The organism is Curtobacterium sp. AG1037, assembly GCF_003349855.1.
Lineage (GTDB): Bacteria > Actinomycetota > Actinomycetes > Actinomycetales > Microbacteriaceae > Curtobacterium > Curtobacterium citreum.
In genome coordinates this window covers 45020-70123 of sequence record NZ_QQAO01000010.1, presented here as the reverse complement: position 1 = coordinate 70123, position 25104 = coordinate 45020, and the positions used below count along the sequence as shown (strand labels likewise).

The following is a 25104-nucleotide window of genomic DNA, read 5'->3' as shown; positions in this document are numbered from 1 at the left end:
AGCCTGCTCTCGCTCGTCGCACCTCTGGACGGCGTCCGTTGCACAGCCGTTGTCCGGCCGCGATGACTCGAAGCCGTTCTACCGGGGCAGCGCGTGCCACCAGCGGATCAGCAACGCATCCTGGTGGGCCGGGAGCGGTCAGCCCGGTGCCGAGGGCATCGGTCGCGGTGACGTCGAGCGGCATCGGCACGGAGCCCCGCCGGTGCTCGTGCACCACGGACTCGTCCTCCTCCTCCCCCGGCGGGTGACAGAACGTGGTCTGCAGCTGCGTCACCGGGTCGGTGAGCGTGTCCGTACCGGCGTACTGATCCGCAGTCGCCGCACGACGACCGGCCGTGATCGCACGGCCGGTACGGAATCGCGGAGCGCCTGGGCCCGATCCCGGATGATCCCCCGCGCCCCGCACCTGACGGCGCCCGGCGGCCGCCGGACCGCCCGCCGCCCGCCGACCGCCGCCGCCGCCGCCCCTACCGCTTCAGGTTCGTCAGCTCCTGCAGCACCTCGTCGCTCGTCGTGATGATGCGCGCGTTCGCCTGGAACCCGCGCTGCGCGACGATCAGGTTCGTGAACTCCTGCGACAGGTCGACGTTCGACATCTCGAGCGTGCCCGACGCCAGCTGCCCGACCCCGGGGTCGCCCGGCGCACCGACGGTCGCCTGCCCCGAGTTCGCGGTGGCGCGGTAGCCCGACGCCCCGGTCTTCTCGAGGCCGGCCGGGTTCGCGAAGGTCGCGAGCGCGATGCGGCCGATCGCCAGCGATGCGCCGTTCGAGAAGGTGCCGACGACGGTGCCGTCCTTCGCGATCGAGTAGCCCTGCAGGGTGCCGGCGGCCTTGCCGTTCTGCGACGCGATCGAGGACGTGTCGAGCGTCGCGAAGCCGCTGAGCTGCGTCATGTCCACGGCGATCCCGCCGACGGTCAGCGAGCCACCGGCGGTGAGCTTGCCGTCCGCACCGAAGGTCAGCGTGCCGGTCCCGGTGCCGCCCTGGCCGTCGGTGCCGGCGACGGACCACCCGGTGGCGGTCCGCGTGTACGTCAGGGTGAGGGTCTGCTTGGTGCCGGACGCGTCGAACACCGTCGACTCGCGTACGCGCGTCCCGCCCACGGCGGTCTCCGACGGCAGGTTGCCGGTGACGGAAGCGGTCGTGGTGCGCGTGGCCGGTGCGGCGGCGTCGAGCGGCAGGACGATGTCCCCGAGCTGTCCGCCCTGGTTCACGACGCCGTTCGTCGCGGGGTAGCCCTGCACGATCTTGCCGTCGGCGGACACCAGGCGACCGTCGGCGTCGAAGTCGAACGCGCCGGCGCGGGAGTACACGGTGTCGTTGCCGAGGCGCGTGACGAAGAAGCCGTCGCCGGAGATCATCAGGTCTGTGGCCTTGCCGGTGGCCTGCGCGGAGCCCTGTGCGAAGTTCGTCGAGACCCCGGCGACCTGGACGCCGAGACCGATCTGCGCGGGGTTCGTCCCGCCGATGCCGGTCTGCGGTCCCCCGGCGCCCTGGGTCATCTGCGACAGGGTGTCCTGGAAGACGGTGGACGACGACTTGAAGCCGACGGTGTTGACGTTCGCGATGTTGTTGCCCGTGACGTCGAGCATCTCCTGGTGGGAGCGGAGGCCGGAGATCCCGGAGTAGAGCGAGCGGAGCATGAGGTGTCCCTTTCAGAACGAAGAGCGAAGAGCGAAGAACGAAGGAGAAGAGAGGGACCGCGTCAGGCGGTCGTGATACCGGAGATCACGTCGAGGTCGACCTCCTTCCCGTTCACGGTCACGGTCAGCACGCTCGAGGCGTACGACACGGCGGTGGCGGTCCCCGTGACGGCGGACCCGGAGGCGGCGTCGGTGTAGCTGACCTGCTTCCCGACGAGGTTCGCGGCGGCGATGCGCATCTGCAGCGAGAAGTTCTCGTTCGCCGTCGTGGTCTGGTTGGTGACCTGCTCCATCATCGCGAGCTGCGTCTGCTGGCTGATCATCTGGTTCGTGTCCATCGGGGACGACGGGTCCTGGTTCCGCAGCTGCGTCACGAGGAGCTGCATGAACACCTCGGAGTCCATGGTCTGCGACTTCTTCGTGGTGCTGTTCGCCGCGAGGGCCGCGGCCTGCGCCGCGGTGTCGACGGAACCGGTGATGCCGGAGAGGGGCATGGTCGTGGCCTTTCAGGCGAGGACGTCGAGTCCGACGGCGCGGACGGTGGACGGACGGGGGGTGGGCTGCGGGGCGGGCGCGGGGCGCGCCTCCAGGCCGGGGTCGGACCGCAGCGGCGACGGAGCCGGACGGTCGTCGCGACCGGGCTGCGCGCCGGGGTGGTTCTGCGACGACAGGTCGAGCGTCGTCGCGACGCCGGCGCCCGCGGCGTCGCGGCGCAGGTCCGGCAGGACCTGGCGGACCGCGTCGCGGCCCGCCTCGGACGCCGCGAACAGCTCGACGTGCATGCCGTGCGGCGTGACGTGGGCGCGGACCGTGACCGGTCCGAGCGTGTCGGGCACGACCTGGACGGTGACGACGTGCTCGCCGGTGCCGACGTGCGCGAGCGCGAACACCGGGCGGGCGAGCTGCTGGGCGAGCGGGGCACTCGTGGCCGGGGCGCCCGTGGTCGGCGTGGGTCCGGCGGTCGGGGCCGCCGGCGGGGTCGGGACGGTGACGGCCGGCTCACCACCGCGGGGTGCGGAGACGGCCTGGAGGATCGGATCACCCTGCTCGGTCCGCGTCGCCTCCGGTGCGTGGCCGGTCCCGCGGGACGGCTGCGCGGGGCGGGTCACGGGTACGGCAGGTGCGGTCGCGAGCGCAGCCGCGGTGTCCGCGGTCGCCGGCGCCGGCGCGGACGCCGTCGCCGTCGCCGTCACGGGGGTCACCGGCACTGCGGGCGCGGCGGGCGCCACAGCCGTGGTGGACGGGGTTGACGGGGTGCCCGTGGTGGCCGGGCTGCTCGTCGCCGCCGGCTCCCCGTGCGCGAGCGGCGCCCGGGCTGCTACCGGTGCCGCTGCCGTCGCAGGCGTGGGCGTGGGCGTGGGCGTCGTGCCCGGGTCGATCGACACCGCCGGGTTGTCGCGGACCGGGGCCTGCGCCGGTGTACCGCTGGTCGGAGCCGGGGTGGTCGGGGCCGTGGTGAGCGGAGCCGCGGTGGGCACGATCGTCGACGCCGCGACGACGGGCGTCGCGGTCGCGGCCACGGGCCCCGCCGCCGTCTCGTTCGCCGAAGTGGTCGAGGCCGGCGTCCCCGGCGCCGTGGCAGTGGTAGTGGCGGGTCCCGCGGGCGCGATCGACGGCACGGGCACCGGGAGCGCGGCCACGAGTGCGACCGGGAGCGCCGCGGCGGCGTCGCTCGCAGCGACCAGCTCGCCGGTCGTCGTGGTACCGGCGCCGTCGTGGTCGGTTCCGGCGTGCTCGGTCGCGGTGTGCTCGGGCTCACGACCGTCCCGGGGCGCGGCCTGGTGCGCCGAGCCCGCGACCGCGGCCATCGCGGCGCCGAAGGGCTCGGCCGAACCCGACGCCTGGCCCGGGCCCGGCGCGGACGCGGGTGGCGTCGGCGCCGACCGGACGGCCGGCGTGGGGACGGTGGACACCGGGCTCATGCGGCACTCCCGCGCATCATCGACAGGAGCGCCGCGGTCTGCAGGTCCGTCGCGCTCGACGCCGCAGCGCCCGCGGACACGACCGGGGTCGCGGGCGTCTCGGACGGGACGATCCGGCGGATGGTGGCGATGTCGGAGTCCTTGTACCAGTTGTCGACGATGCGGACGTCCTTGCCCGGGCGCGGAGCGTGCAGGACCTTGCCGTCGCCGAGGTAGATGACGATGTGCTGCTCGCCCTTCGGCACGATGAGGTCCCCGGGCTTCGCGTCGGCCAGGGACGCGACCGGCACACCCATGTCCGCCTGGTCCGGCACGACGCGGGGCATCGTGACGCCGAGGTCCTTGAACACCGTCTGCACGAGACCGGAGCAGTCCATCCCGGAGCGGGTGGTGCCGCCGAACACGTACGGCACACCGAGGTACTTCTTCGCGTCCGCGACGACGTCCGCCCCGGTCGCGCCGCTGCCGGTGGCGAGCGTGCCCTTGCCGGCGTCGACGGAGGTCGCGGGCGCTGCGGTGGCAGCGCTCGCCGCGGAGGTCGACGCGGACAGCGGGTCGTCGGCCGCCGAGGAGAGCGCGTCCGCGAACGTCGTCGAGGACGCGGCGCCGGAGGACCCGGTCGTGGTCGTCGTCGTCCCGCCGGTCACCCCGCTGCGCAGGGCGTCGATGCGTGTGCGGATCTCGTCGATGCGGGAGAGCACGGCGTCCACGCTCATCGGGCACCACCTTCCGTGCGGCGTCGAGCCGCGATCTCGTCGAGGGCGTGCTGTTCCGCCCGGAGTTCCTCGGCCGCCTGCTGGCGCGCGTGCTGCGCCTCGAGCTTCTCGAGCCCGAGCGCGGCCCGGCGTGCAGCGGTGTGCTCGGCCTGCGCGGCGTCGGCGTCCTCGCGGCGGGACCGTGCGACGGCCTCGAGCTCCTCGAGCATCCCGCGCGTCGACGCCCGGGCGGCGGCGACCGCGCTGAGGGTCGCCGCGTCCGTGATCGGCTGGGACGCCTCGCTGTCGGCCAGGTTCCGCCGGGCGGCGATCCGGGCGTCCGCGGCGTCGCGCACCCGGTCGTTCGCGGCGGCGAGCACGGCGGCGGCGCGGTCCTGCTGCGCGTGCCGGAGCCGGAGCAGCCCGGCGAGGGGGAAGCGCTTCGCCATCAGCCGGTCACCCCCAGCCGTGCGACGAGCGTCTCGAGCGCGTGCCACGAGGACGCGGCGTCGGCGCGCTCGTCCATGCCCTGCTGCAGGAACGCCTCGATCGCGCCGCGGTGGTCGACCGCGGCGTCGACGAGCGGGTTCGTCCCGCGCTGGTACGCGCCGACGTCGAGCAGGTCCTGCGCCCCCTGCCGGGCGGCCATCACCTTCCGGAGGACGGTCGCCGCGGCACGCTGCTCGGGCGTCGTGACCTTCGAGGCCACGCGGGACACCGAGCCGAGCGCGTCGACGGACGGGAAGTGCCCGGTCACGGCGAGCTTCCGGTCGAGCACGACGTGCCCGTCGAGGATGCTGCGCGCGCTGTCCGCGATCGGCTCGTTGTGGTCGTCGCCGTCGACCAGGACCGTGTAGAGCCCGGTGATGCTGCCGACGCGGTCCGTCCCGGCGCGTTCGAGCAGTCCGGCGAGCACGGAGAACGTCGACGGCGGGTAGCCCCGGGTGGCCGGGGGTTCGCCGACCGACAGGCCGATCTCGCGCTGCGCCATCGCGACGCGGGTGAGCGAGTCCATCATGAGCACGACGTCGGCCCCGGCGTCCCGGAACGACTCCGCGATCCGGGTGGCGACGAAGGCCGCACGGAGTCGCATGAGCGCCGGCTCGTCCGAGGTCGACACGACGACCACCGAGCGCGCCAGGCCCTCCGGACCGAGGTCGTCCTCGAGGAACTCCCGCACCTCGCGGCCGCGCTCCCCCACGAGCGCGATGACGTTGACGGCCGCGTCGCTCCCGCGCGCGATCATCGACAGCAGCGACGACTTGCCGACACCGGACCCGGCGAACAGGCCCATGCGCTGCCCGCGCCCGACGGTCGTCAGGGTGTCCAGGACGCGGACGCCGAGCTGCATCGGCGCGTCGATGCGCGTGCGGGCCATGGCGTCCGGCGTCGGGTGGTCGATCGGGACGGCGCCGTCCGAGTCCAGGCGTCCGCGGCCGTCGATCGGACGGCCGAGCCCGTCGAGCACGCGGCCGAACAGCCCGACGCCCGTCGGCACGAGCACCGGACGGCCGGTCGGCCGTGCGGGGGTGCCGGCGGTGATGCCGGTGAGCCGGCCGAGCGGCATGCAGCGCACGCCGGTGTTGTCGGTCGCGACGACCTCGACGGCGGTCTGCGGTCCGCCGTCCGCGCCGACGGTCACGACGTCGCCGATGCGCGCGTCGAGTCCCGCGACGGTCAGGCCGAGTCCGACGGCGCTCGTCACGACGCCGACGCGCTGCGGCCCCGCGGCCGCACGGGCATCGTCGAGGCCACGGGGGCGGAGCAGCGTCGCGGTCACCGTGCCGTCTCCAGGGCCTCGCGGGCACGACCGAGCGCGGCGTCCAGGCGGGCGTCGAGCAGGCCGTCCGGCAGGTCGACGACCGCGTCCCCGTCGCGGAGCGACAGGTCGGCGACGACCGGGACCGGCAGGTCGAGTCCGGCGACGCGCGTCGCGTCCGCGGGGCTGGTCCGGACCGCCAGGGCGACCGTGCGGTCGACCAGCGCGAGCGCCCGCCGGACCGTCGCCTCCGCACCGTCCGCGCCACGGTCCTCCAGGCCGGCTCCCGCCCCGTCGGCGTCCGCCGCCGTGTGGTCACCGACCGTCTGCCGGGAGGCGCGCACCGCGTACCCGACGACGGCCTCCGCCAGGTCCAGGGCCGCGTCGACGAGCGAGTCCTCCGCGTCCGCCAGGACGGGCGCCACCTGTGCCAGGAGCGCGTTCGTGGCGGCGTCGAGGACCTGCACCCGGCGGGCGGTCTCCGCCTGCAGGGCCGCGACGCGCGCGGCGTGCTCGGTCTCGAGGCGCGCGTGCAGCGCCGCGGTCTCCGCCTGGGCGGCGCGCAGCCCGGCCGCGTAGCCGGCGGCGTGCCCACGGACGTCGGCGGCCGCGGCGCGGTCCCGCGCGACGGTGCCGTCGAGCACCGGGTACGCGACGCGCTGCAGGACGGGGTCAGTCAACGAGCTCGTCCTCCTCGGTGCGGTGCACGGTGATGACGCCCTGCGCCTCGAGCTCGCGCACGGAGCGGACGACCTCGGCGCGCGCCTCCTCGACCTGGGACACGCGGACCGGCCCCATCGACTGCAGTTCGTCGTCGAGGAGCTGGCGGTTGCGCTCGGAGACGTTCGCACGGATGGTCTCGACGACCGGGCCCGGAGCGCCCTTCATGGCGGTCGCAAGGAGCTTCGAGTCGATGCCGCGGAGCACCTGCTGGATGTCCCGGGACTCGAGCTTCACGATGTCGGTGAAGGTCAGCATGCGGGAGCGGATGTCCTCGGCGAGCTCCGGGTCACGCGCCTCGAGCCCCTCGAGCACGGCCTTCTCGGTGGCGACGTCCGAGCGGTTGATGATGTCGACGAGCGGGGCGATGCCGCCGACGACCTCGACGCTCTCGCGCGGGGAGACGACGGCACCGGCGCGCTGCCGGAGCACCCCGGCGACGATGCCGACCGCCTCGGGCGTGGCGCTGCCCATCGTGGCGAAGGCCTGGGCGACGTCGGTCCGCACGCGCTCGTCGACCCCGGCCAGGACGGCACTCGCCTGCGCGGGCTTGAGGTGCGCGAGCACGAGGGCGATCGTCTGCGGGAGCTCGCCCTCGAGCAGGCTGACGACCTGCCCGGGCTCGGCGTCGTCGAGGAACTCGAACGACTGCCCGGCCAGGTTCGACGCCAGGCGGTCCATCACGCCGGCGGCGCGCTCGGAGCCGAAGGACGCCTCGAGCAGCCCGAGCGCCGCGTCCTTGCCGCCGCGCTTCTGCACGTGGCCGCGCTGGGTCATCCGGTGGAACTCGCTCATCGTCCGGTCGACCACGGTGTCGTCGACGCGGCGCATCCGGACGATCTCGGCCGAGATCTCCTCGGCCTCGAGCTCGGTGAACTGCTTCATCACCTCGGCGGCGCGCTCGGTCTCCATCTGCATGAGGATGAGGGCGACCTTCTGCGCGCCGGTGAGGGGACGCTCGGCGGCGGTCCCGCCGCCCGCCGGGGTGTTCCCGGCGGCGGCACTCCCAGCGGCGACCGGCACGACGCCGCTCACACCGGGGACCGGTCGTCCAGGAGCCCGCGGAGGAGCTCGGCGGTGCGCTTCGGATCGCGCTCGGCCAGGGCGGAGATGTCCTGGCGGCGGCGCTCGGCGCTGATCTCGTCGGTCGTGAGGACCTCGGTCGGGGCGTCGTCGTGCGGCAGGGTCGGGAGCGCGACCGTCGGGGCGTCCCCGGCGGCCAGGCCGCTCCGCTCGGCGTCGTCGAGCGCGAGCGGCAGCTCGAACGTCTCGCCGGCGAAGGCGTCGAGCTCGCCGACGTCGACCGCCTCGCGCTCCTGGCGACGGCCGCGGCGGGCGAGGACGATCGCCAGGACGATCGCGGCGGCGAGCACGGCGACGACGATGCCGGCGGTGCGGATCGCGGACCACATCGACGCCTGCTGGTCGGCCTGCTGCTGCGCCTCGAGCGCCTTCTGCGCGTCCTGGGCGGCGGAGCGGTCGAAGTCCATCACCGCGACGCGGACCTGGTCGCCGCGGACGTTGTCCACCCCGGCCGCCGCGGCGACGAGGTCGTTGACGCTCTGCAGGTTCGCGTTCTTCACGGCGTCGGCGCGGGCGTTCAGCGCGACGGAGATGGTCTGCCGCTGCACGCCCCCTGCCGGGATCTGGGTCGTCTCGGTGGTGTGGTCGACGGCGTTGTTCTTCGTCGCGGACTCGTTCGTGTAGCCACCGGTGCCGTTCGACGCGGCGCCGTTCGGGACGGCGACGTTGTCCGGGCCGAGGACGCCGGTCGCCCCCGCTGCCCCGGCGGCGCCCGCGCCGTACTGCTCCTTGGTGCTCGACTCGTTGAGCGCGACCGGCCCGGAGGTCGGGGTGGCGAAGCTCTCGGACGTGCGGGTGCCGGACTGCTCGTTCATCGTCGCGGAGACGACGACGCTCGCGTTCCCGGCCCCGAGGGTCGTGTCGAGCAGGTCCTGGATCTTCTTGCTCGTGGTGGCGTCGTAGTCCGCCGCCTGGTCCTGCCCGCTGCCGGTTGTGCCGGTGCCGACGGCCGACAGGGTCTGGCCCTTCGAGTCGACGACCGAGACGTCGGTCGGCTGCATGCCCTCGACGGCGGCGCTCGTCAGGTGCACGATCGACTGCACCTGCTCGGTGGTGAGCTGCTTGCCGTTCTCCGTCGCGACGAAGACGGACGCGGTGGGGTCCTTCTCTTCGGAGGTGAACACGGTCTTCTCCGGGATGGCGAGCTGCACGGTCGCGGTCTGCACGCCGTCCATCGACGAGATCGTCTTCGCGAGCTCACCCTCGATGGCGCGCTTGTAGGTGACGTCCTGCTGGAACTCCGAGCTCGTCACGCCCATCTTGTCGAGCAGCGAGTAGCCGCCCTCGTTCGACGACGGCAGCCCGTTCGACGCGGCCTTGAGCCGCTCCGAGTAGACCTGCGCCTGCGGCACGAGGATCGTCGCCCCACCGTCGCTGAGCTGGAACGGCACCCCGTCGGTGGTCAGCTGGTCGGTGATCGAGCTCGCGTCCTTCGCGGCGAGGCCGGTGAACAGCGGCGCGTAGGTCGCCTTCCCGAGCCAGCTCGCGAGCGCGATGCCACCGAGCACGACCGCCGCGATGCCGATGATCGCGATGGTCCGCTGCGCGGCGGAGAACCCCTTGACGTAGGCGACGAGCCGGGCCCACGTGTCCTGGACGGCGGCGGGCATCAGGCCTGCATCCGCATGATCTCGTTGAACGCGTCGACGCCCTTGTTCCGCACGGCGGCGACGAGCTCGAGCGTCACCTGCGCACGGGTGGCGGCGATGGTGGCGTCGTGGATGTCGTCGAGGTTGCCCGTGACGGCCTTGAGCGCGAGCGTCTTCGAGGTGCTCTGCAGCTGCTGCAGACCGTCGACGGCGTTCGTCAGGCTGCCGGCGAAGCCGTCGCCGGCGCCGGTCGTCCCGGTGGTGGCGTCGGCACCGCCGAGGCCGCCGGTCCCGGTCACGTCGGACGTGCTCGGGAACGCGCGGGTCATCGCGTTCGTGGTCACACCGTTCACGGCGTCGATGGGCATCAGTTCTTCCCGATCTGCAGTGCCGCCTCGTAGGCGGTCTTCGCCCGGTCGACCACCGCGGCGTTCGCCTGGTAGCCGCGCTGGGCCATGATGAGGTCCGCCATCTGCGTCCCGAGGTCGATGTCCGGCATCCGGACGTAGCCCTGCGCGTTCGCGAGGGGGTTCTCCGGGTCGTAGGTGACCCGGCCGGCGGCGCTGCCGAACGCGGCGCCCTTGACGTAGGCGCCGGAGGTCCCCGCACCCTCCTGCACCTCGACGTACCGGGCCTGGAAGGCGGAGTCGTCCATCGAGCGGACGGTGTTGACGTTGGCGATGTTGTCCGAGATCGCGTCGAGCCACTTCCGGTGCACGGTGAGGCCGGTGCTCGCGATGCCGATCGCGTCGAAGGTCGTCACGAGCTCGTCCGCATCGCCGCGCGCACGCTCGTCAGTTCGCTGTTCATCGCCTGCGTGGCGAACTGGTACCGGAGCACGGTGTCGACGTTGGAGAGCGTCTCCTGGTCGAGGTTGACGTTGTTGCCGTTGGTGTTCGTCGGCTCGAGGCTCCGCGCCGTCGTCGCCGCGGTGTGGCCGTCGCCGTGCACGATCGACTGCGCGAGCGCGTCCTCGAACTGCACCTTCTCGGCGTGGTAGTTCGGCGTGTTGATGTTCGCGATGTTGTTCGCGATGGTGCGCTGTCGGAGCGACAGGCCGTCGAGCGCGCTCTGCAGCGCGGCGCTCGTCACGGAATCGAACACTGGTCGACCGTCCCCTTCGGCAGCGGCGTCCCGAGGGACGTCGCCGGTTGGCGGGTGGCCGATCCGTGGCCGAACTGGTGAGCGATCCGTGCTCGACGACCGCTGTCGGCGTGCAGCCCCGGCTCGTTAGTCGTCGCCCCGAACGGGGGTGGCGGGCGTGGGTGGGTGGCGGCCCGACCCGCGTCAGGCGGACGCGTCGAGGTACACCGACCCGCGCGGCTCCCGCGTCGCCGAGACCGCGCGGAGCGCTCCGAGGTGCTCCAGCACCTGTCGCCGCTCCGCCTCGAGCGTCGCCGTCCGGTCGCGCTGCGCCGCCAACAGCCGGGAGGCACGCCCCACCAGCTCCCGCGGCACCGGTCCCAGCCCGGTCGGCTCCGACCACGCGGGGCCGCCCGCCACGGTCAGGTCGCGTTCGAGCGCGTCGAGCACCGCACCCCACGCCGCGAGGTCGGCGCCGGGCCCGAGGTCGGGGTCATCCTCGCCGCTCGGCTCAGGCGACACCGAGCGCTCCCCCGGTCGCACCCGGCAGCGGACGGGTCGCGGGCAGGGCGGCGGCGGCCTCGTGCCACGACTGCCGGAGCGGCTCGAGGATCCGGATGCAGTCGCGGGTGGCCTGCACGTCGCGGTGCACGTTCGCGGTGATGAGCGAGGTCGACGCGTAGTTGTAGATCGCGAGCAGGCCCTCGCCGCCGTCCCACACGTCGATGCGCAGCGTCGACGACAGCTCGCCGACGATCGCCTGCGCGTGCAGGAGCTGCTCGCGGGCGGCGTCCCAGTCAGCACCGGTCTGCGCTGCCTCGGCGCGGTGCAGGTCGAGCATCAGCCGGTCGTACAGCATCGTGACGAGCTGCGCCGGCGTCGCGGAGAGGACGGCCTCGTTCGTGTACTGGGCCCGGCGCTGGTCGGTGACCGTCCGCGGCTGCGCGGACTGGCGGAAGGCGGCGGACTGCAGGTCGAAGGCGTTCATGGTGGCTCCCGTCAGCTCGACGACGACAGGGTCGCGAGGTGGCTGGCGATGAAGGAGGACTGGGACTGCAGGTTGCTCAGGCTCGTCTCGAGCGCCGCGTACTGCGCCTGCAGGGTGGCCCGACGCTGCGTCAGGCGGTCGGTCCAGCTGTCGATCTGGGCGCTGAGGTCCGTGGCGACGGACTGCTGCCCGGTGATCGACGTCGTGATCGACCCGGTGTACTTGTCGGATGCGGCCGTCGCGGCAGCACCGACGTTCGTGGCGACGCCGGACAGCACGGCCTGCGTGCCATCCGGGTCGTCGGCGAGGGCCTTCTGGAACGCCGCGGCGTCGAAGGTGAAGTCGCCGTCCTTCGTGATGACGATGCCGATCGACGAGGGCGACTTCCCGTTCACGGGGGTCGACATCGTCGAGGTCAGCCGCTGCACGACGTCGCGGGTGGTGGCGTCGCCGGTGAGCACGCCGGCGGTGGTCGACGTCGTACCCGTCGTCGGGCTCGTGGTGCTCGTGACGGCGGTGTTCGTGCCGTAGTACGCGGTGATCGCGTTGAGCGCGTCGACCAGTCCGGACGCGACGGCCTGGGCCTTCGAGGTGTCCTGGCCGATCGTGACGGTGACCGGGTCGCTCGAGGGCGCCGACACCGTGACGTCGACGCCGGGGAGCAGGTCGGTGAAGGTGTTCGTGGCGCTCGTCACGGTCTGCGCGGCGTCGGTCCCGGCCCACAGCGTGACGCTCGCGTCCTTCGCGGCGGTGACCACCGCGGCGCCGGTCTGGGTCAGGACGTTCGTCGCGGTCCCCGCGGTGACCTGGTCTCCCGTGCCCCGGTAGACCTGGAACGCCGAGGCGGCCCCGGTCTTCGTCGCGGTGAGCTGGAGGCGGAACAGCTTCGTGCCGTCGGTCGCGGTCCCCGCGGCGACCTTCGTCGCGGTGACGCCCGCGGCGGCGCCGTTGATCGCGGTGACGGCGTCGTCGAGCGACCCGGACGCCGGGGTCACGCTCGTCTGCTTGCCGTCCGACCCGACGATCGTGATCGGCTCGGCGTCGGACGCCCACGTGGACATCGCCGCGGTGACGCCGACCTGCGCGGACGCGGTCCCGCCGATCGTGAACGACAGCGAACCAGCGGCGGCGGCGTCCCGCGTCGAGACCGTGGCCGCCGTGGAGGAGCTCTTCGCCGTGAACACGTCGAGGGACGTGGGCTTCGCCGCGTCCGTCGCCTTCGACGCCAGGGTCTGCACGAGCCCGTTGATCGTCTGCAGTGACGAGATGAACGAGTTCGTGTCGGTGAGCTTGTTCTTGAGCAGGGTCTGCGGGACCTGCTCGATGGTCATCAGCGAGTTGATGAGGTCCGTCGTCTTGAGACCGCTGACGAGACCGTCGATCGCGAGGCTGCTCGCGGAGGACACGGAGGACATCGAGGGCTCCCTGCCGTCGGGACGTCGTGGAGGGTGGTGACGCCGTCACCCGGGGACCTGGACTCCCCCGGGCGACGGCGTCGGGTGCTGCTAGCGCAGGAGCGAGAGCACGCCCTGGGTGCTCTGGTTCGCCTGCGCGAGCATCGAGGTGCCGGCCTGGCTGAGGATGTTGTCGCGCGTGTACTTGACCATCTCCTCCGCCATGTCGACGTCCGTGATGCGGGACTGCGCAGCGGTCAGGTTCTCCTTGGCCACGTTCGTCACGTTGATGGCGTGGTCGAAGCGGTTCTGGATCGCGCCGAGGTTCGAACGCGCCGATGAGACCTTGGCGATCTGCTGGTCGATCAGGGTGATCGAGGCCTGCGCCTTGTCCGCCGTGTCGAACGCGAGGCCACCGGTGACGGGGGCGTTCGCGGTGCCCGCCGCGACGCCGGTGCCCGGCGCGGTGACGTCGACGGTGCCGCCGTTGTTGGCGGTGACCGTGATGCCGGTGCCGGCGCCGTTCGCGTCCTTGTCCACCGTGACGGTGAAGTTGGCCGAGAAGTTGGCGTCCGCCTTGAGCGCGTCCGCGTAGCCCTGCACCGAGGTGAAGGTGCCCGCAGCGCCGAGGTTCGCGGTCGTGACGGTGGTCTCCTCGCCGCCGTTGGTGACCTTGAACGACGCAGCGCCCGCCAGCTTGCTGACGTCCGCGATCGCGAAGCCGGTGCCGGTGCCGGTGGTGCCGCCCTGCAGGTTGTCGACGATGTTCTGCACGTTCGCGCCCGACAGGTCGACCGCGATCTGGCTGTCGGCGCCCGCGTTCGCCCCGACCTGGAACTTCAGGGTCGAGTTGTTGTTGAGCAGCGACGTGCCGTTGAAGTTCGTCGACGACGCGATGCGCCCGAGTTCCTTCTGGAGCTGGCCGACCTCGGTCTTGATCGCGTCACGCGACGTGGCGTTGTTCGAGTCGTTGCCGGCCTGGACGGCCAGGTCGCGCATGCGCTGGAGGATCGAGTGGGTCTCGGTGAGGCCACCTTCAGCGGTCTGCACGACGGAGATGCCGTCCTGCGCGTTGCGGGCGGCGACCGTGAGGCCACCGACCTGCGACTTGAGTCCCTCGGAGATCGTCAGACCGGAGGCGTCGTCCGCAGCACGGTTGATGCGGAGACCCGTCGAGAGCTTCTCGAGGGACTTCGACAGGTCGTTCTGCGTCGAGTTCAGGTTCCGGTACGTGTTGAGTGCCGAGAGGTTGGTGTTGATGGACATACCCATGGTGGTTTCCTCCGTGAATCCTTGGGTGGGTGGTGTCTGCCCGTCCATGGGCTGACACTCGTGACTCTCGACCGACCGACCGGGGTCGTTAGGTGCGAGACGGAAAAGTTCTAGCCGGCCGCGACCGCGCTCGGGGTCGATGCGTCGTGCACGGCCCGCGCGACCCCGGCGGCGGCGTTCGCGGCGACCCGGGCGAGGTAGGCGCTGCGCCGGGCGGCGGTGGTGCGGGACACCGGTTCGACGGCGGTCCCGTCGCCGTAGTGCTCGGCCAGGCCGTCGTGCAGCAGGCGCATCGCCTCGGAGCGCTGCTGCGACACCGCGGAGTGGGTGATCCCGAGCTCGGCGGCGACCTCGGTCACCGAGCGGTCGCCGAAGTACACGTTCTCGACGACGAAGCGCATGCGGTCCGGCAGCGCGGCGACCGCGGCGCGCAGGTAGCGGCGCTTCTCGGCGGCGAGCAGGTCCTCACCGGGCAGCGGCTGGTCGGCGGCCAGGGTGTCGTGCACGGTCTCGTCGATGGGTCCCACGGAGCGGCCGGCGTCGGACATGGCGTCGGCGGCCGTCTGGCGGTCCACGCCCATCGCGTCGGCGATCTCCTGCACGCCCACGGAGCGACCCAGTCGGGCGGACAGGGCCTCCTGCGTGGCGAGGGTCTCACGGATGCGCTTCCGGGTGCCGCGGGACGCCCAGTCGGCGCTCCGCATGTCGTCGGCGATCGCACCGGCGATGCGGGTCCGGGCGTAGGCACCGAACGGGACGCCGAGCGTGGGATCGAAGGCCTCGGCGGCGGCGACGAGCGCGAGGGAGCCGACGGCGGCCAGGTCGTCACGGTCCAGGTGGGTGGCTCGGGAACGGACGTCGGCGACGATGTAGCCGACGAGCGGCAGGTGCTCCACGATCATCGCGTTGCGTGCGTTCCGGTCCATGCTGTTCCCCTGGTCGACCTGCGTGAGTTCCGACCCGTCCGTGGGCCGCTCCCGTCCGTGGGCACGACGAGCACCGGCCTGCTGGTGGCCGGTGTGTACGCCGAGGAGCGCGCGGTTCCCTCCGCGCGGCGCCCGCATCCCTGCGATGCGGTGCGCGGGGATGTCCCCCGCGCTGCGGTTCGAATGTATCGGCTGGCAATCACCTGAGGGGGGCCTCAACCGACCCCAGTGCGGGGGTGCATCAGGCGTTTGGGCGTCGGCATTTGGGGGGACCTCCGGCAGGGAACGAGCGTTCTTGTCCCCCGTTCCGGGTGACATGGCCACCGGCCTGGAGGCACGGGTCGGCTCCGCCCCGTCGGCTGCGGTCCGGCGTCGGCTTACGGCGGCGACGGGCGCGTCGATAGGCACCCCTGTCCACCGGAAGGCGGACCGGACGACCCCACCGACCCCGATCGACCCGACCCCCGGGAGGAGCTGATGAGCGTGAACGACCTGTCCGCCGTCCTCTGGCGCGAGCGTGAACTGCTCGAACTGCTCACGTTCAAGCTCGAGGAGGAGCAGCTCCTGCTCGCCGCCGGGCGCTCCCGCTGGGTCTCGCACGCCAGCCGCGAGGTCGAGCAGGTCCTCGAACGCCTCCGTAGCGCCGGACTCGAACGGGCCGCCTCGAGCGCCGTCGTGGCCGAGGAGTGGGGTGTCTCCCCCGACGCTCCTCTGCGTGACGTCGTCGCCGCGGCGCCGGACGGCCCCTGGGGCGAGATCCTCGCAGCACACCTCGGCGCCATGGTCGAGCTGACCACCCAGATCGGCTCCCTCCGCGACGAGAACGACCGCTTCCTGCGCGCCGCCGCCCAGGCCACCGAGGAGACCCTCGCGGGGTCGGTCACCGGCGCCGCGACGTACGACGCGTCCGGTGTCCCCGCTGCCGGGTCCGAGCGCGCCCGCCTGTTCGAGGGGACCCTGTAGCACCGTGGTGAGCACCTTCGGATCCCTCGCGACCGCGTACTCCGGCCTGTCCGCCGCCCGTGCGGGCATCGACGTCACCGGGCAGAACATCGCGAACGCCGGCACCACCGGGTACACCCGGCAGCGCGTCACGCAGTCCTCCGTCCCAGTCGTCCAGACCGGCTTCGTGCACGGCACAGCGGCCCTCGCCGGCCAGGGCGTCTCGGTCGACGGCATCGCCCGGCTCGGCTCCCTGACGCTCGACGCCGGCCTCCGCGTCGCGACCGGGTCCTCGGCGTGGGCGCAGACCCGCGCGACGGGCCTGTCCGCGATCGAGGACAGCACGAACGAACCCGGCAAGGACGGCCTCTCCGCGAAGCTCGACGCGTTCTGGTCGTCGTGGGGCGACCTCGCGGCGCACCCGGACGACGCCGGCGCGGCCTCGACCGTGATCTCGAGCGCGACCGCGGTGGCCTCCGCCCTGGCGGCGGGATCGAAGGCGGTCGACGCGCAGTGGACCGCGACCCGGGCGACCGCGGCCACCCAGGTCGGGCAGCTCAACGACGCGGCGGCGCAGGTCGCCGACCTGAACGGCCGGATCCGCGGGACCGTGGCGTCCGGCGGCAGCGCGAACGAGCTGATCGACCAGCGCGACCAGCTGACCCAGCAGATCGCCGGGCTCGCGGGCGGCACGGTCCGGGCGAACAGCGACGGCACGGTCGACGTGCTCCTCGACGGGAACGCGCTCGTGCAGGGCAGCGACGCCCGCACGGTGCAGCTCGCCGGCGACACGCGGCTCGGTGGCACGCAGGGCGTCCGGCTCGAGTGGTCGACCGGCAGCGCCGGGACCGTCGCGCTCGGCGGCGGCTCGATCGGCGGCGCGCTCTCGCTCCTCGCCCCCGCGTCCGGCGGCACCGGCGGTGCCCTGGCCGAGGCCGCCGCGTCCTACGACGACGTGGCCACGCGCCTCGCGACGACCGTGAACGCGGCGCACGCGCAGGGCACCACCCCGTCGGGGACCACCGGCGCACCGTTCTTCGCCCTCGCCGCCGGGACCGGCGCGGCCCAGGGCCTGTCGGTCGTCCCGACGGACGGTTCCGGCCTCGCGACGCGGAACGCGGCGGGACAGCTCGACGACTCGTTCGCCGACACGCTCTCGCGACTCGGCACGGCCGCCGGGGGTGCCGACACGGCCTGGGCGACCTTCGTGGCGGGGGTGGGCAGCGCCTCCAGGACGGCCACGTCGGAAGCGACGCTCACCGGACTCGCCCTGACCAGCGCACGCACGCAGCAGCAGTCGGGCGCGGGTGTGGACCTCGACGAGGAGAACGTGAACCTGCTGAGCTACCAGCACGCGTACCAGGGCGCGGCGCGCGTCCTGACCGCGGTCGACGAGATGCTCGACACCCTCATCAACCGCGTCGGACTCGTCGGGAGGGGCTGACCGTGATCACCCGTGTGACCACCCAGATGACCATGGCGGCCGCCGGCGAGCGGCTGCAGGCGAACGCGGCACGCGTCGCCGAGGCGACGCAGCGCGCGACGACGCTGCAGGCGATCGCGAAGCCGTCCGACGACCCGGTCGGCACCGGCTCGTCGATGCAGGTGCGGAAGGAGCAGGCCGCCGCCGCGCAGTACGCGCGCAACGCGAACGACGCCGTGGGCTGGCTCGCGACGACGGACAGCACGCTGTCGAGCGCCTACTCGGTGCTCGGCAAGGTCCGCGACCTCACCGTGCAGGCGGCGAACTCCGGCACGATGGGCGACACCGACCGCGACGCGTTCATCACGCAGTTCCGCGCGCTCAAGGCCGACCTCGAGGCGACCGCGAACGCGACCTACGGGTCCCGCTCGGTGTTCGCCGGCTCGTCCACCGACGCCGCCGCGTACACGCCGGGGACCGGCTTCGCGACCGCGACCACCCCCGTGCAGCGCCGGGTCGGGGACGCCACGACGATCCGCGTGGACACCTCCGGCGCCGCGGTCTTCGGCACGGGATCGACCTCGGCCTTCGCCGCGATCGACGGCATCGTCGCCGACCTGCAGAACGGCGTCAACGTGAACGCGAAGCTCGACGACGTCGACACCGCGATCAACGGCGTGCGCTCGGCGCAGGCGGACGTCGGGGTGCGGCACGCCGCGGCCCTGTCGGCGCAGGACGCGCTGAAGAGCACCTCGGTCACCCTCGAGAACCGGCGCTCGGGCATCGAGGACCTCGACCTCGCCGGCGCCGTGCTCGACCTGCAGGTGCAGCAGACCTCCTACCAGGCAGCCCTCGCCGTCACCGCGAAGGTCCTGCAGCCGACCCTGATGGACTACCTCCGATGAGCATCGACCTGACCTTTCCCGTCCCGCCGTTCGGCCTCGCCCCGTCGCCGGTCTTCTCGCTCGTGCCCGTCGAGGGCGTCGAGGGCCTGTTCGGCCTCGTCGGCGAGGACGCCCGGCTGTTCCTGCTCGACGCCGCGGTGCACCTGCCCGACTACGCCCCGGAGCTGACCGACGAGCAGGCCGCGACGATCGGCCTGACCGACCCCGCCGAGGCGATGCTCCTCGTCGTCGCGAACCCCGGCGAGGGCGGCACGACCGTGAACCTGCTCGCCCCGGTCGTCGTGAACGCCCGCACCGCCGTCGGCGCGCAGTTCATCCTCGAGGACCAGGACCTGCCGCTGCGCGCCGAGCTCGCCGCGCGGTAGGCGCACCGGGGGGGACAGCACCCGCCGGTGCTCCCACTCGGGCCGGGTACCGTCTGCCGCATGGCTCGACAGCAGAAGAACGAAGCGCTCGTGCCCATGCCGCCGGCCCCGATCCGGCCCGACGACCGCGACGACCAGGACGGCCGCGTGGCTCCGGAGCGTCAGTCCGGATGGGTGAACATGCTCGACAGGGTGATCGCCGTGCAGCGACCCGTGGTGGTCGCGCACGTGAACGCCCTGCGCCGCCGACACCCGCAGGCGAGCCCGGCGGAGATCATCCAGATCCTGGAGCGGCAGTACCTCACGGCCGTGACCACCGGCGGTGCCGCCGTCGGCGCGAGTGCGGTCATCCCGGGCGTCGGCATGGCCGCGGCCCTCGGGCTGAGCGGCGCGGAGACGGTCGGGTTCCTCGAGACGACGGCGCTCTTCGCCCAGTCCGTGACCGAGGTGCACGGCATCGCCCTCGACGACCCCGAGCGATCGCGCACCCTGGTGATGGCGCTCATCCTCGGCGCACCCGGCACGCAGCTCATCAAGCAGCTCGCGGGACAGGCCGCCGGCGGTCAGGTCCGCACGGCGTTCTGGGGCGAGATGGTCACGTCCACGCTGCCGAAGCAGGTCGTGAGCGGCATCGGCGGCAAGGTCCGCGACCAGTTCGTCAAGCGCTTCGCCGCCCGGCAGGGCACGTCGATCCTCGGCCGAGCGCTGCCGTTCGGGATCGGTGCCGCGGTCGGTGGCCTCGGGAACCACGCGCTCGGGCGGAAGGTCGTCCAGGCGGCACGCGAGGGCTTCGGCATGCCCCCGCGCCACTTCACCCTGGTGCTCGAGGCGAAGCCCACCAAGGAGTCCAAGGCGGCGCAGAAGGAACTCGCCCCGAAGGGGCGGTCCCGCCGCCGCGCGCGTCGGGACGAGGACCTCTGGTCCGACACGCCGTCGCGCGACGCCCTGGACTGACGCCCGGACGGACGGGAGGCACGTGGCTACCCCGCCCCGCGCCTCCCGTCCGACCGCTGGTCGCGACCGCGTCAGCTGCGCCGCACCGGCGTCCGGACCACCTGACCGGCGTGCGCGAACCCGCCGCCGAACCCGAACAGGAGCGTCGCCGCGCCCTCCGGCAGCTCGCCGCGCGACCAGGCCTTCGACAGTCCGAGCGGCACGCTCGCAGCCGAGGTGTTGCCGGACTCGACGACGTCCCGGACCACGAACTTGTCCTGCCCGCCCAGGGCCTCGACCAGCGGCTCGATGATCCGCAGGTTCGCCTGGTGGAACGCGAACACCTCGATGTCGTCGAGCGTCATGCCCGCGGCCTCGACGACGGCGCGGGCGTGGCCGGCGGCCTCGGTGATCGCCCAGCGGTAGATCGAGCGGCCCTGCTGCGTGAAGTACTCCGGGTCCTTCGTGACGAGCACCGCCTCGTTCAGGTGCGGCACGCTCCCCCACGACACCGGCCCGATCTCCGCGGTGTCCGAGGCGCCGAGCACCGCGGCACCCGCACCGTCGCCGACGAGCACGCACGTCGACCGGTCGGTCCAGTCGGCGATGCTCGACAGCGTCTCGGACCCGATGACGAGCGCGGTGTCCGACGCCCCGACGCGGATCGACTGGTCGGCGAGGGCCATCGCGTACTCGAAGCCGCTGCAGGCCGTGTTGATGTCGATCGGCGCCGGTCCGTTCGCCATCCCGAGCGCCGCGGCGACCCGGCCGGCGGTGTACGGCGCTCGGTCACGGTGCGTGGTCGACGCGACGATGACGAGCCCGATGTCCGACGGTTCGAGTCCGGCGTCCGCGATCGCGTTGCGGCCGGCCTCGATCGCCATCGACGTGACGGTGTCGTCGGGTCCGGCGATCCGACGGGTCTTGATGCCGGTGCGCGTGGTGATCCACTCGTCGTTCGTGTCGACCATGGTCGAGAGCTCGTCGTTGGTGAGGATGCGCGCGGGCTGGTGGTGTCCGAACCCGAGGATCCGGCTGCCACGGAGTGCTGGGGTGTCCATCCGCGGCACGCTACTCCCCTCGGCGGACTCCACATGCCCGAGCAGGAATGCGCGTCAGTCCTTGCGGGCAGCGGCGGTGGCGCGGTCGTTCGCCTTCTTGATGGCCTCGACCAGCTCGCCCTTGTCCATCGTCGAGCGGCCGTGCACGTCCAGGCGGCGTGCGACCTCGAGCAGGTGCTCCTTCGTGGCGTTCGCGTCGACGCCGCCCTGGGTCTCGCCGGAACCGCGCGTGCCGGCGGCGCCCTCGTCGGACGGGCCGGCGGACTCCTTGGCCTCCCAGTGGTCGCCGACCTTCTCGTACTCGTGCTTCACCGCGGCGAACGCGGTCCGGTGCGCGCGCTCCCCCGGTCCGTAGGTCTCGTTCGCGGAGTCGAGCGTGGCGGCGTACACGTCCTGCGCGTGCTGTGGCGACCGTCGGAGCGTGCTGGGGATGTCGTCCTTCGCGGGCATGGCGGTTCCTCTCGTCGGGACGTGCTGGTCCCCACCAGTCCTACGCCGGCACCCCGACGGCACGCTGGCACGTCCGCGCCGGCACACCCGCGCCCGCACGCTCGCCGAGACCGGTACCCGCAGGGCCTGGCGCGCCCGGCGCACCGCGCGTAGACCGGACCCATGGACTACACACACCTCGGACGGACAGGGCTGTCGGTGTCGCGAGCGGTGCTCGGCACCATGAACTTCGGACCGGAGACCAGCGAGGACGACTCGCACGCGATCATGGACCGGGCGCACGAGCTCGGCGTGAACTTCTTCGACACCGCCAACGGCTACGGCGGCTCGGTGGGCAAGGGTGCCACCGAGGAGATCATCGGCCGCTGGTTCGCGAAGGGCGGTGGCCGCCGCGAGAAGACCGTCCTCGCCACGAAGGTCTACGGCGAGATGATCGACTGGCCGAACGGCGGCAAGCTGTCGGCGTACAACATCCGGCAGTCCCTCGACGCGTCGCTGCGCCGGCTGCAGACCGACCACGTCGACCTGTTCCAGATGCACCACGTCGACCGGGACACCCCGTGGGACGAGATCTGGCAGGCGATGGAGCTCGCCGTCGCGCAGGGCAAGGTGCTCTACGTCGGTTCCTCGAACTTCGCGGGGTGGCACATCGCCCAGGCGCAGGAGGCCGCGCGGCACCGCAACTTCCTCGGGCTCGTCAGCGAGCAGTCGATCTACAACCTCGTCGTCCGCGACGTCGAGCGCGAGGTCCTCCCGGCCGCCCGGCACTACGGCCTCGGGCTCATCCCGTGGTCCCCGCTGCAGGGCGGTCTGCTCGGCGGCATCATCGAGAAGACCGAGCAGGGCTCCCGTCGCCTGAGCGGCCGCAGCGCCGAGTACGTCGAGGGCCACCGCGACCAGCTGTCGGCCTACGAGTCGTTCGCGAAGGAGCTCGGGCACACCCCGGGTGAACTCGCCCTCGCGTGGCTGCTGCACCAGCCGGGCGTCACCGCCCCGATCACCGGCCCGCGCACGATGGAGCAGTGGGAGTCGGCCGTCCGCGCGACGGACATCCGCCTCGACGACGCGGCGCTGGCGCGGCTCGACGAGCTGTTCCCCGGGCACGAGACCTCACCGGAGGACTTCGCCTGGTGACGTGACTCGGCGGCGCACCACGCGCCGTGGTCGCGAGCACGGTACGGAGGCGCGGTGCGGGTCGGACCCGCACCGCGCCTCCCGTCCGTCACCCGCCCGCGACCCCCGCGCGCTCCCGCCAGCCGCCCGCCCCGAGAACGACGACGGGCCCCACGCCTGCTGTGTGCGCGGGGCCCGTCGTGCGGGAGGTGTGGTGTCTAGCGGACCGACACCGGGGTCTTGTCCGACTCCTCGTAGAGGACGTAGCCCTCTTCGCCGTGGACGGCGGTGTCGATGCCGGCGACCTCGTCCTCGGTCTTGACGCGGAAGCCGATGGTCTTCTCGATGGCGAAGCCGATCACGAGCGCGAGGACGAACGAGTACGCGCCGACCGCACCGGCGGCGGCGGCCTGCTTGCCGAGCTGGACCAGGGAGCCCGAGTAGATCAGACCGGTCGTGTTGGCGAAGATGCCCAGGTAGAGCGTGCCGAAGATGCCGCCGACCAGGTGGACGCCCACGACGTCGAGCGAGTCGTCGAAGCCGAGCTTGTACTTGAGGTCGATCGCGAAGCAGCAGATCACACCGGCGAGGAAGCCGAGCAGGATGCCCCAGCCGGGGGTGAGGTTGGCGCAGGCCGGGGTGATCGCGACGAGGCCGGCGACGGCACCCGAGGCGGCACCGACGGAGGTGGCCTTGCCGTCCTTGAGCTTCTCGATAAGCAGCCAGCCGAGGACCGCGGCAGCCGGAGCGGCGAGGGTGTTCACCCAGGCGAGAGCGGCAGTGCTGTTCGCAGCGCCGGCCGAACCGGCGTTGAAGCCGAACCAGCCGAACCACAGGATGGCGGCACCGAGGAGGACGAAGGGCGGGTTGTGCGGCTTGTGCGCGCCCTTGGCGAAGCCGACGCGCTTGCCGAGGACGAGCGCCAGGGCGAGTCCGGCGGCACCGGCGTTGATGTGGACTGCGGTCCCACCGGCGAAGTCGATGACACCCCAGGTCGCTGCCCAGCCCGAGGTCAGGTTGAAGACCCAGGAGGCGACCGGGAAGTAGACGACCGTCACCCAGACACCGGCGAAGATCATCCAGGCGCCGAACTTGGCGCGGTCGGCGATGGCACCGGAGATCAGAGCGACGGTGATGATCGCGAACGTGGCCTGGAACCCGACGAACGCCAGGTCCGGGTAGGGCGCGGCGAGCTTCGTCGCCTGCGACTGCTCGAACGCCTGGCCGAGGCCGATCTGGTTCCAGTCGATGCTGAAGAAGCCGACGATGCCGGTCACGGCGGTGTGGTCGCCGGTGTTCGCGAAGGCGATCGCGTAGCCGTACAGCACCCAGAGGACGCCGACGAGCGCGATCGCCCCGAACGACATCATCATCATGCTGATGACGGACTTGGCCTTCACGAGGCCGCCGTAGAAGAAGGCGAGGCCGGGTGTCATGAACAACACCAGCGCCGCCATGATCATGATGAAGCCTGTTTGGCCCTGATCAAGCATCTGTTCACCTCTCGCGAATGCAGGCGGCTCTCGGTTCCGCCTCGGGTGCTGATGAGTCTGGCGAGGCGAGGTTTCACGAGGGAGCACGAACTGTTTCGTGGGTGTAACGCGGTGGGCCGTTCTGTAAACGTCGTGTTTCGGGGAGCCGGACACCCCCCGGACGGGAGGCGCGTGGCGGCCCCGCCACGTGCCTCCCGTCCGGTGGGCCGCCGGCCCCGCCAGCCGGTCCCGTCAAGCGGAGGGTCGGCGTCCGTCAGTCCGCGGCGCGCGACAGCGCGACCACGCGCGACGCGGCGCGCAGGTACTTCTTCCGGTACCCGCCGTCGAGCATCGCCTGCGGGTACACCTGGTCGAGCGGCGTGCCGGACGCGACGATCCGGACCTGCGCGTCGTACAGCCGGTCGACGAGCGCGACCCACCGCAGCGCGTCCGTCTGGTCGGTGAACGCCGCGACGTCGGTCAGGCCGACGGCGTCGAGTTCGTCGACCAGGGCGACGTACTTCGAGGGGTGCACCGACGCCAGGTGCGCGACGACGGCCCGGAAGTCGTCGAGCGTGGTGGCCCCGGTCGGCAGCGCCGCGGGGACGTCGTCGACCGTCCGGGCGTGCTCGTCGACCGCGCGGCGTCGGTAGTCGAGCCCGTCGATCCGCATGGTCTCGAAGCGGTCGGACATCGCCTGGATCTCGCGCAGGAAGTCCTGCGCCGCGAACCGGCCCTCGCCGAGCGCGCCCGGCGGGGTGTTCGACGTCGCCGCGAAGCGGGTGCCGGTGTCCGCCAGCTCCTTGATGAGCCGGGTCATCACCATCGTGTCGCCGGGGTCGTCCAGCTCGAACTCGTCGATGCAGACGAGCGCGGTCCCGCGGAGCAGGTCGACCGTGCCCTGGAACCCGAGCGCGCCGACGAGCGCCGTGTACTCGATGAAGGTGCCGAAGGTCTTGCGGGACGGCTCCGCGTGGTACGCCGCGGCGAGGAGGTGGGTCTTGCCGACGCCGAAGCCGCCGTCCAGGTACACGCCGGACCGCACCGGCGCCTCGGCGGGCTTGCGACGGCCGAACAGGCCGCGCTTCGCCGGCTCCGGCCGGGTCGCGACGAAGGCCTCGACCGCGTCGCGGACCGCCGCCTGCGAGGGGTACTCCGGGTCCGGTCGGTAGCTCGCGAACGAGGCGTCCGCGAACTGCGGCGGCGGCACGAGCGCAGCGGCCATCTGCTGCGGCGTCACCTGCGGGTCACGGTCGACGAGGTGTGCAGGCAAGTGGGCCCCTCCGGGAAGCATGTCGTGCGGTGTCACGTTGCAGGTGGCGGACGGCACGTTGCGCGTACCGTTGCCCGCGGGCACCGAGGACCG

27 protein-coding genes are annotated in these 25104 nt (G+C 72.7%); 6 read left to right on the top strand and 21 right to left on the bottom strand.

The window, feature by feature from the left end; translation table 11 throughout:
- Positions 1–467 precede the first annotated feature (467 nt).
- From DEU32_RS13815 to DEU32_RS13735, 17 genes are all read right to left on the bottom strand, one after another.
- The gene (locus DEU32_RS13815; RefSeq protein WP_114851060.1) at positions 468–1643 is read right to left on the bottom strand and encodes a flagellar hook protein FlgE; all 1176 of its coding nucleotides are present in this window, start codon (positions 1641–1643) and stop codon (positions 468–470) included.
- Positions 1644–1705: 62 nt separating this feature from the next.
- Positions 1706–2137, bottom strand: coding sequence for a flagellar hook assembly protein FlgD (locus tag DEU32_RS13810; RefSeq protein WP_114851059.1), 432 nt, complete (start codon positions 2135–2137; stop codon positions 1706–1708).
- 12 nt (positions 2138–2149) lie between these two features.
- Positions 2150–3565, bottom strand: a complete 1416-nt coding sequence (locus DEU32_RS13805; RefSeq protein ID WP_114851058.1) for a flagellar hook-length control protein FliK — start codon at positions 3563–3565, stop codon at positions 2150–2152.
- On the bottom strand, positions 3562–4281 hold the full coding sequence (locus tag DEU32_RS13800) for a C40 family peptidase (protein ID WP_114851057.1): 720 nt from the start codon (positions 4279–4281) through the stop codon (positions 3562–3564). Before DEU32_RS13800 ends, DEU32_RS13805 begins: the two co-directional genes overlap by 4 nt.
- Positions 4278–4709 carry a flagellar export protein FliJ gene (locus DEU32_RS13795; RefSeq protein ID WP_114851056.1) on the bottom strand — a complete coding sequence of 144 codons (432 nt, stop codon included), beginning with the start codon at positions 4707–4709 and terminating at the stop codon, positions 4278–4280. The genes DEU32_RS13800 and DEU32_RS13795 overlap by 4 nt, the downstream gene beginning before the upstream one ends.
- Positions 4709–6040: a FliI/YscN family ATPase gene (locus DEU32_RS13790; RefSeq protein WP_114851055.1), complete on the bottom strand. Its 1332-nt coding sequence runs from the start codon at positions 6038–6040 to the stop codon at positions 4709–4711. Before DEU32_RS13790 ends, DEU32_RS13795 begins: the two co-directional genes overlap by 1 nt.
- The gene (locus DEU32_RS13785; RefSeq protein WP_114851054.1) at positions 6037–6699 is read right to left on the bottom strand and encodes a hypothetical protein; all 663 of its coding nucleotides are present in this window, start codon (positions 6697–6699) and stop codon (positions 6037–6039) included. The genes DEU32_RS13790 and DEU32_RS13785 overlap by 4 nt, the downstream gene beginning before the upstream one ends.
- Entirely contained in the window at positions 6692–7774 is a 1083-nt protein-coding gene (gene fliG, locus DEU32_RS13780) for a flagellar motor switch protein FliG (protein ID WP_257222115.1), read from the bottom strand. The genes DEU32_RS13785 and fliG overlap by 8 nt, the downstream gene beginning before the upstream one ends.
- Positions 7771–9432 carry a flagellar basal-body MS-ring/collar protein FliF gene (fliF, locus tag DEU32_RS13775; RefSeq protein ID WP_114851053.1) on the bottom strand — a complete coding sequence of 554 codons (1662 nt, stop codon included), beginning with the start codon at positions 9430–9432 and terminating at the stop codon, positions 7771–7773. The genes fliG and fliF overlap by 4 nt, the downstream gene beginning before the upstream one ends.
- Complete coding sequence (fliE, locus tag DEU32_RS13770; RefSeq protein WP_180225233.1) at positions 9432–9779, bottom strand: flagellar hook-basal body complex protein FliE; 348 nt, start codon at positions 9777–9779, stop codon at positions 9432–9434. The genes fliF and fliE overlap by 1 nt, the downstream gene beginning before the upstream one ends.
- Positions 9779–10174, bottom strand: coding sequence for a flagellar basal body rod protein FlgC (locus DEU32_RS13765; RefSeq protein ID WP_058741145.1), 396 nt, complete (start codon positions 10172–10174; stop codon positions 9779–9781). Before DEU32_RS13765 ends, fliE begins: the two co-directional genes overlap by 1 nt.
- A complete protein-coding gene (locus DEU32_RS13760; protein WP_058741146.1) occupies positions 10171–10515 on the bottom strand; it encodes a flagellar basal body protein in 345 nt (114 codons plus the stop codon). The genes DEU32_RS13765 and DEU32_RS13760 overlap by 4 nt, the downstream gene beginning before the upstream one ends.
- Positions 10516–10698: 183 nt before the next feature.
- Positions 10699–11016, bottom strand: coding sequence for a hypothetical protein (locus tag DEU32_RS13755; RefSeq protein ID WP_147281477.1), 318 nt, complete (start codon positions 11014–11016; stop codon positions 10699–10701).
- Positions 11006–11482: a flagellar export chaperone FliS gene (gene fliS, locus DEU32_RS13750; RefSeq protein WP_083519831.1), complete on the bottom strand. Its 477-nt coding sequence runs from the start codon at positions 11480–11482 to the stop codon at positions 11006–11008. The genes DEU32_RS13755 and fliS overlap by 11 nt, the downstream gene beginning before the upstream one ends.
- A gap of 11 nt (positions 11483–11493) precedes the next feature.
- Positions 11494–12897: a flagellar filament capping protein FliD gene (fliD, locus tag DEU32_RS13745; RefSeq protein WP_114851051.1), complete on the bottom strand. Its 1404-nt coding sequence runs from the start codon at positions 12895–12897 to the stop codon at positions 11494–11496.
- Positions 12898–12987: 90 nt separating this feature from the next.
- On the bottom strand, positions 12988–14148 hold the full coding sequence (locus DEU32_RS13740; RefSeq protein WP_114851050.1) for a flagellin: 1161 nt from the start codon (positions 14146–14148) through the stop codon (positions 12988–12990).
- A 110-nt stretch (positions 14149–14258) separates the two neighbouring features.
- A complete protein-coding gene (locus DEU32_RS13735; protein ID WP_058741150.1) occupies positions 14259–15074 on the bottom strand; it encodes a sigma-70 family RNA polymerase sigma factor in 816 nt (271 codons plus the stop codon).
- A 477-nt stretch (positions 15075–15551) separates the two neighbouring features.
- Between DEU32_RS13735 and DEU32_RS13730 the strand changes: the two genes are divergently transcribed.
- The 5 genes from DEU32_RS13730 to DEU32_RS13710 are packed head-to-tail and all read left to right on the top strand — an operon-like array spanning position 15552 to position 19663.
- The gene (locus DEU32_RS13730) at positions 15552–16037 is read left to right on the top strand and encodes a flagellar protein FlgN (RefSeq protein WP_058741151.1); all 486 of its coding nucleotides are present in this window, start codon (positions 15552–15554) and stop codon (positions 16035–16037) included.
- A 7-nt stretch (positions 16038–16044) separates the two neighbouring features.
- Entirely contained in the window at positions 16045–17460 is a 1416-nt protein-coding gene (gene flgK / locus DEU32_RS13725; RefSeq protein WP_114851111.1) for a flagellar hook-associated protein FlgK, read from the top strand.
- Positions 17461–17462: 2 nt separating this feature from the next.
- Complete coding sequence (locus tag DEU32_RS13720; RefSeq protein ID WP_114851049.1) at positions 17463–18344, top strand: flagellin; 882 nt, start codon at positions 17463–17465, stop codon at positions 18342–18344.
- Entirely contained in the window at positions 18341–18709 is a 369-nt protein-coding gene (fliW, locus tag DEU32_RS13715) for a flagellar assembly protein FliW (RefSeq protein WP_114851048.1), read from the top strand. Before DEU32_RS13720 ends, fliW begins: the two co-directional genes overlap by 4 nt.
- Before the next feature lie 60 nt (positions 18710–18769).
- On the top strand, positions 18770–19663 hold the full coding sequence (locus tag DEU32_RS13710) for a hypothetical protein (protein ID WP_181819299.1): 894 nt from the start codon (positions 18770–18772) through the stop codon (positions 19661–19663).
- Between the two features lie 71 nt (positions 19664–19734).
- On the opposite strand, the gene DEU32_RS13705 is transcribed toward DEU32_RS13710, so the two are convergent.
- Positions 19735–20703: a beta-ketoacyl-ACP synthase III gene (locus DEU32_RS13705; protein WP_114851047.1), complete on the bottom strand. Its 969-nt coding sequence runs from the start codon at positions 20701–20703 to the stop codon at positions 19735–19737.
- A 54-nt stretch (positions 20704–20757) separates the two neighbouring features.
- Complete coding sequence (locus DEU32_RS13700) at positions 20758–21153, bottom strand: ChaB family protein (RefSeq protein WP_114851046.1); 396 nt, start codon at positions 21151–21153, stop codon at positions 20758–20760.
- A gap of 162 nt (positions 21154–21315) precedes the next feature.
- On the opposite strand from DEU32_RS13700, the gene DEU32_RS13695 reads away from it, so the two are divergent.
- On the top strand, positions 21316–22287 hold the full coding sequence (locus tag DEU32_RS13695; RefSeq protein ID WP_058743399.1) for an aldo/keto reductase: 972 nt from the start codon (positions 21316–21318) through the stop codon (positions 22285–22287).
- Positions 22288–22484: 197 nt separating this feature from the next.
- Here the strand turns inward: DEU32_RS13695 and DEU32_RS13690 are convergent, their stop codons facing one another.
- Together DEU32_RS13690 and zapE are read right to left on the bottom strand one after the other, a co-directional pair.
- On the bottom strand, positions 22485–23759 hold the full coding sequence (locus DEU32_RS13690) for an ammonium transporter (RefSeq protein WP_114851045.1): 1275 nt from the start codon (positions 23757–23759) through the stop codon (positions 22485–22487).
- A 253-nt stretch (positions 23760–24012) separates the two neighbouring features.
- A complete protein-coding gene (gene zapE / locus DEU32_RS13685; protein WP_114851110.1) occupies positions 24013–25032 on the bottom strand; it encodes a cell division protein ZapE in 1020 nt (339 codons plus the stop codon).
- Positions 25033–25104: the final 72 nt, after the last annotated feature.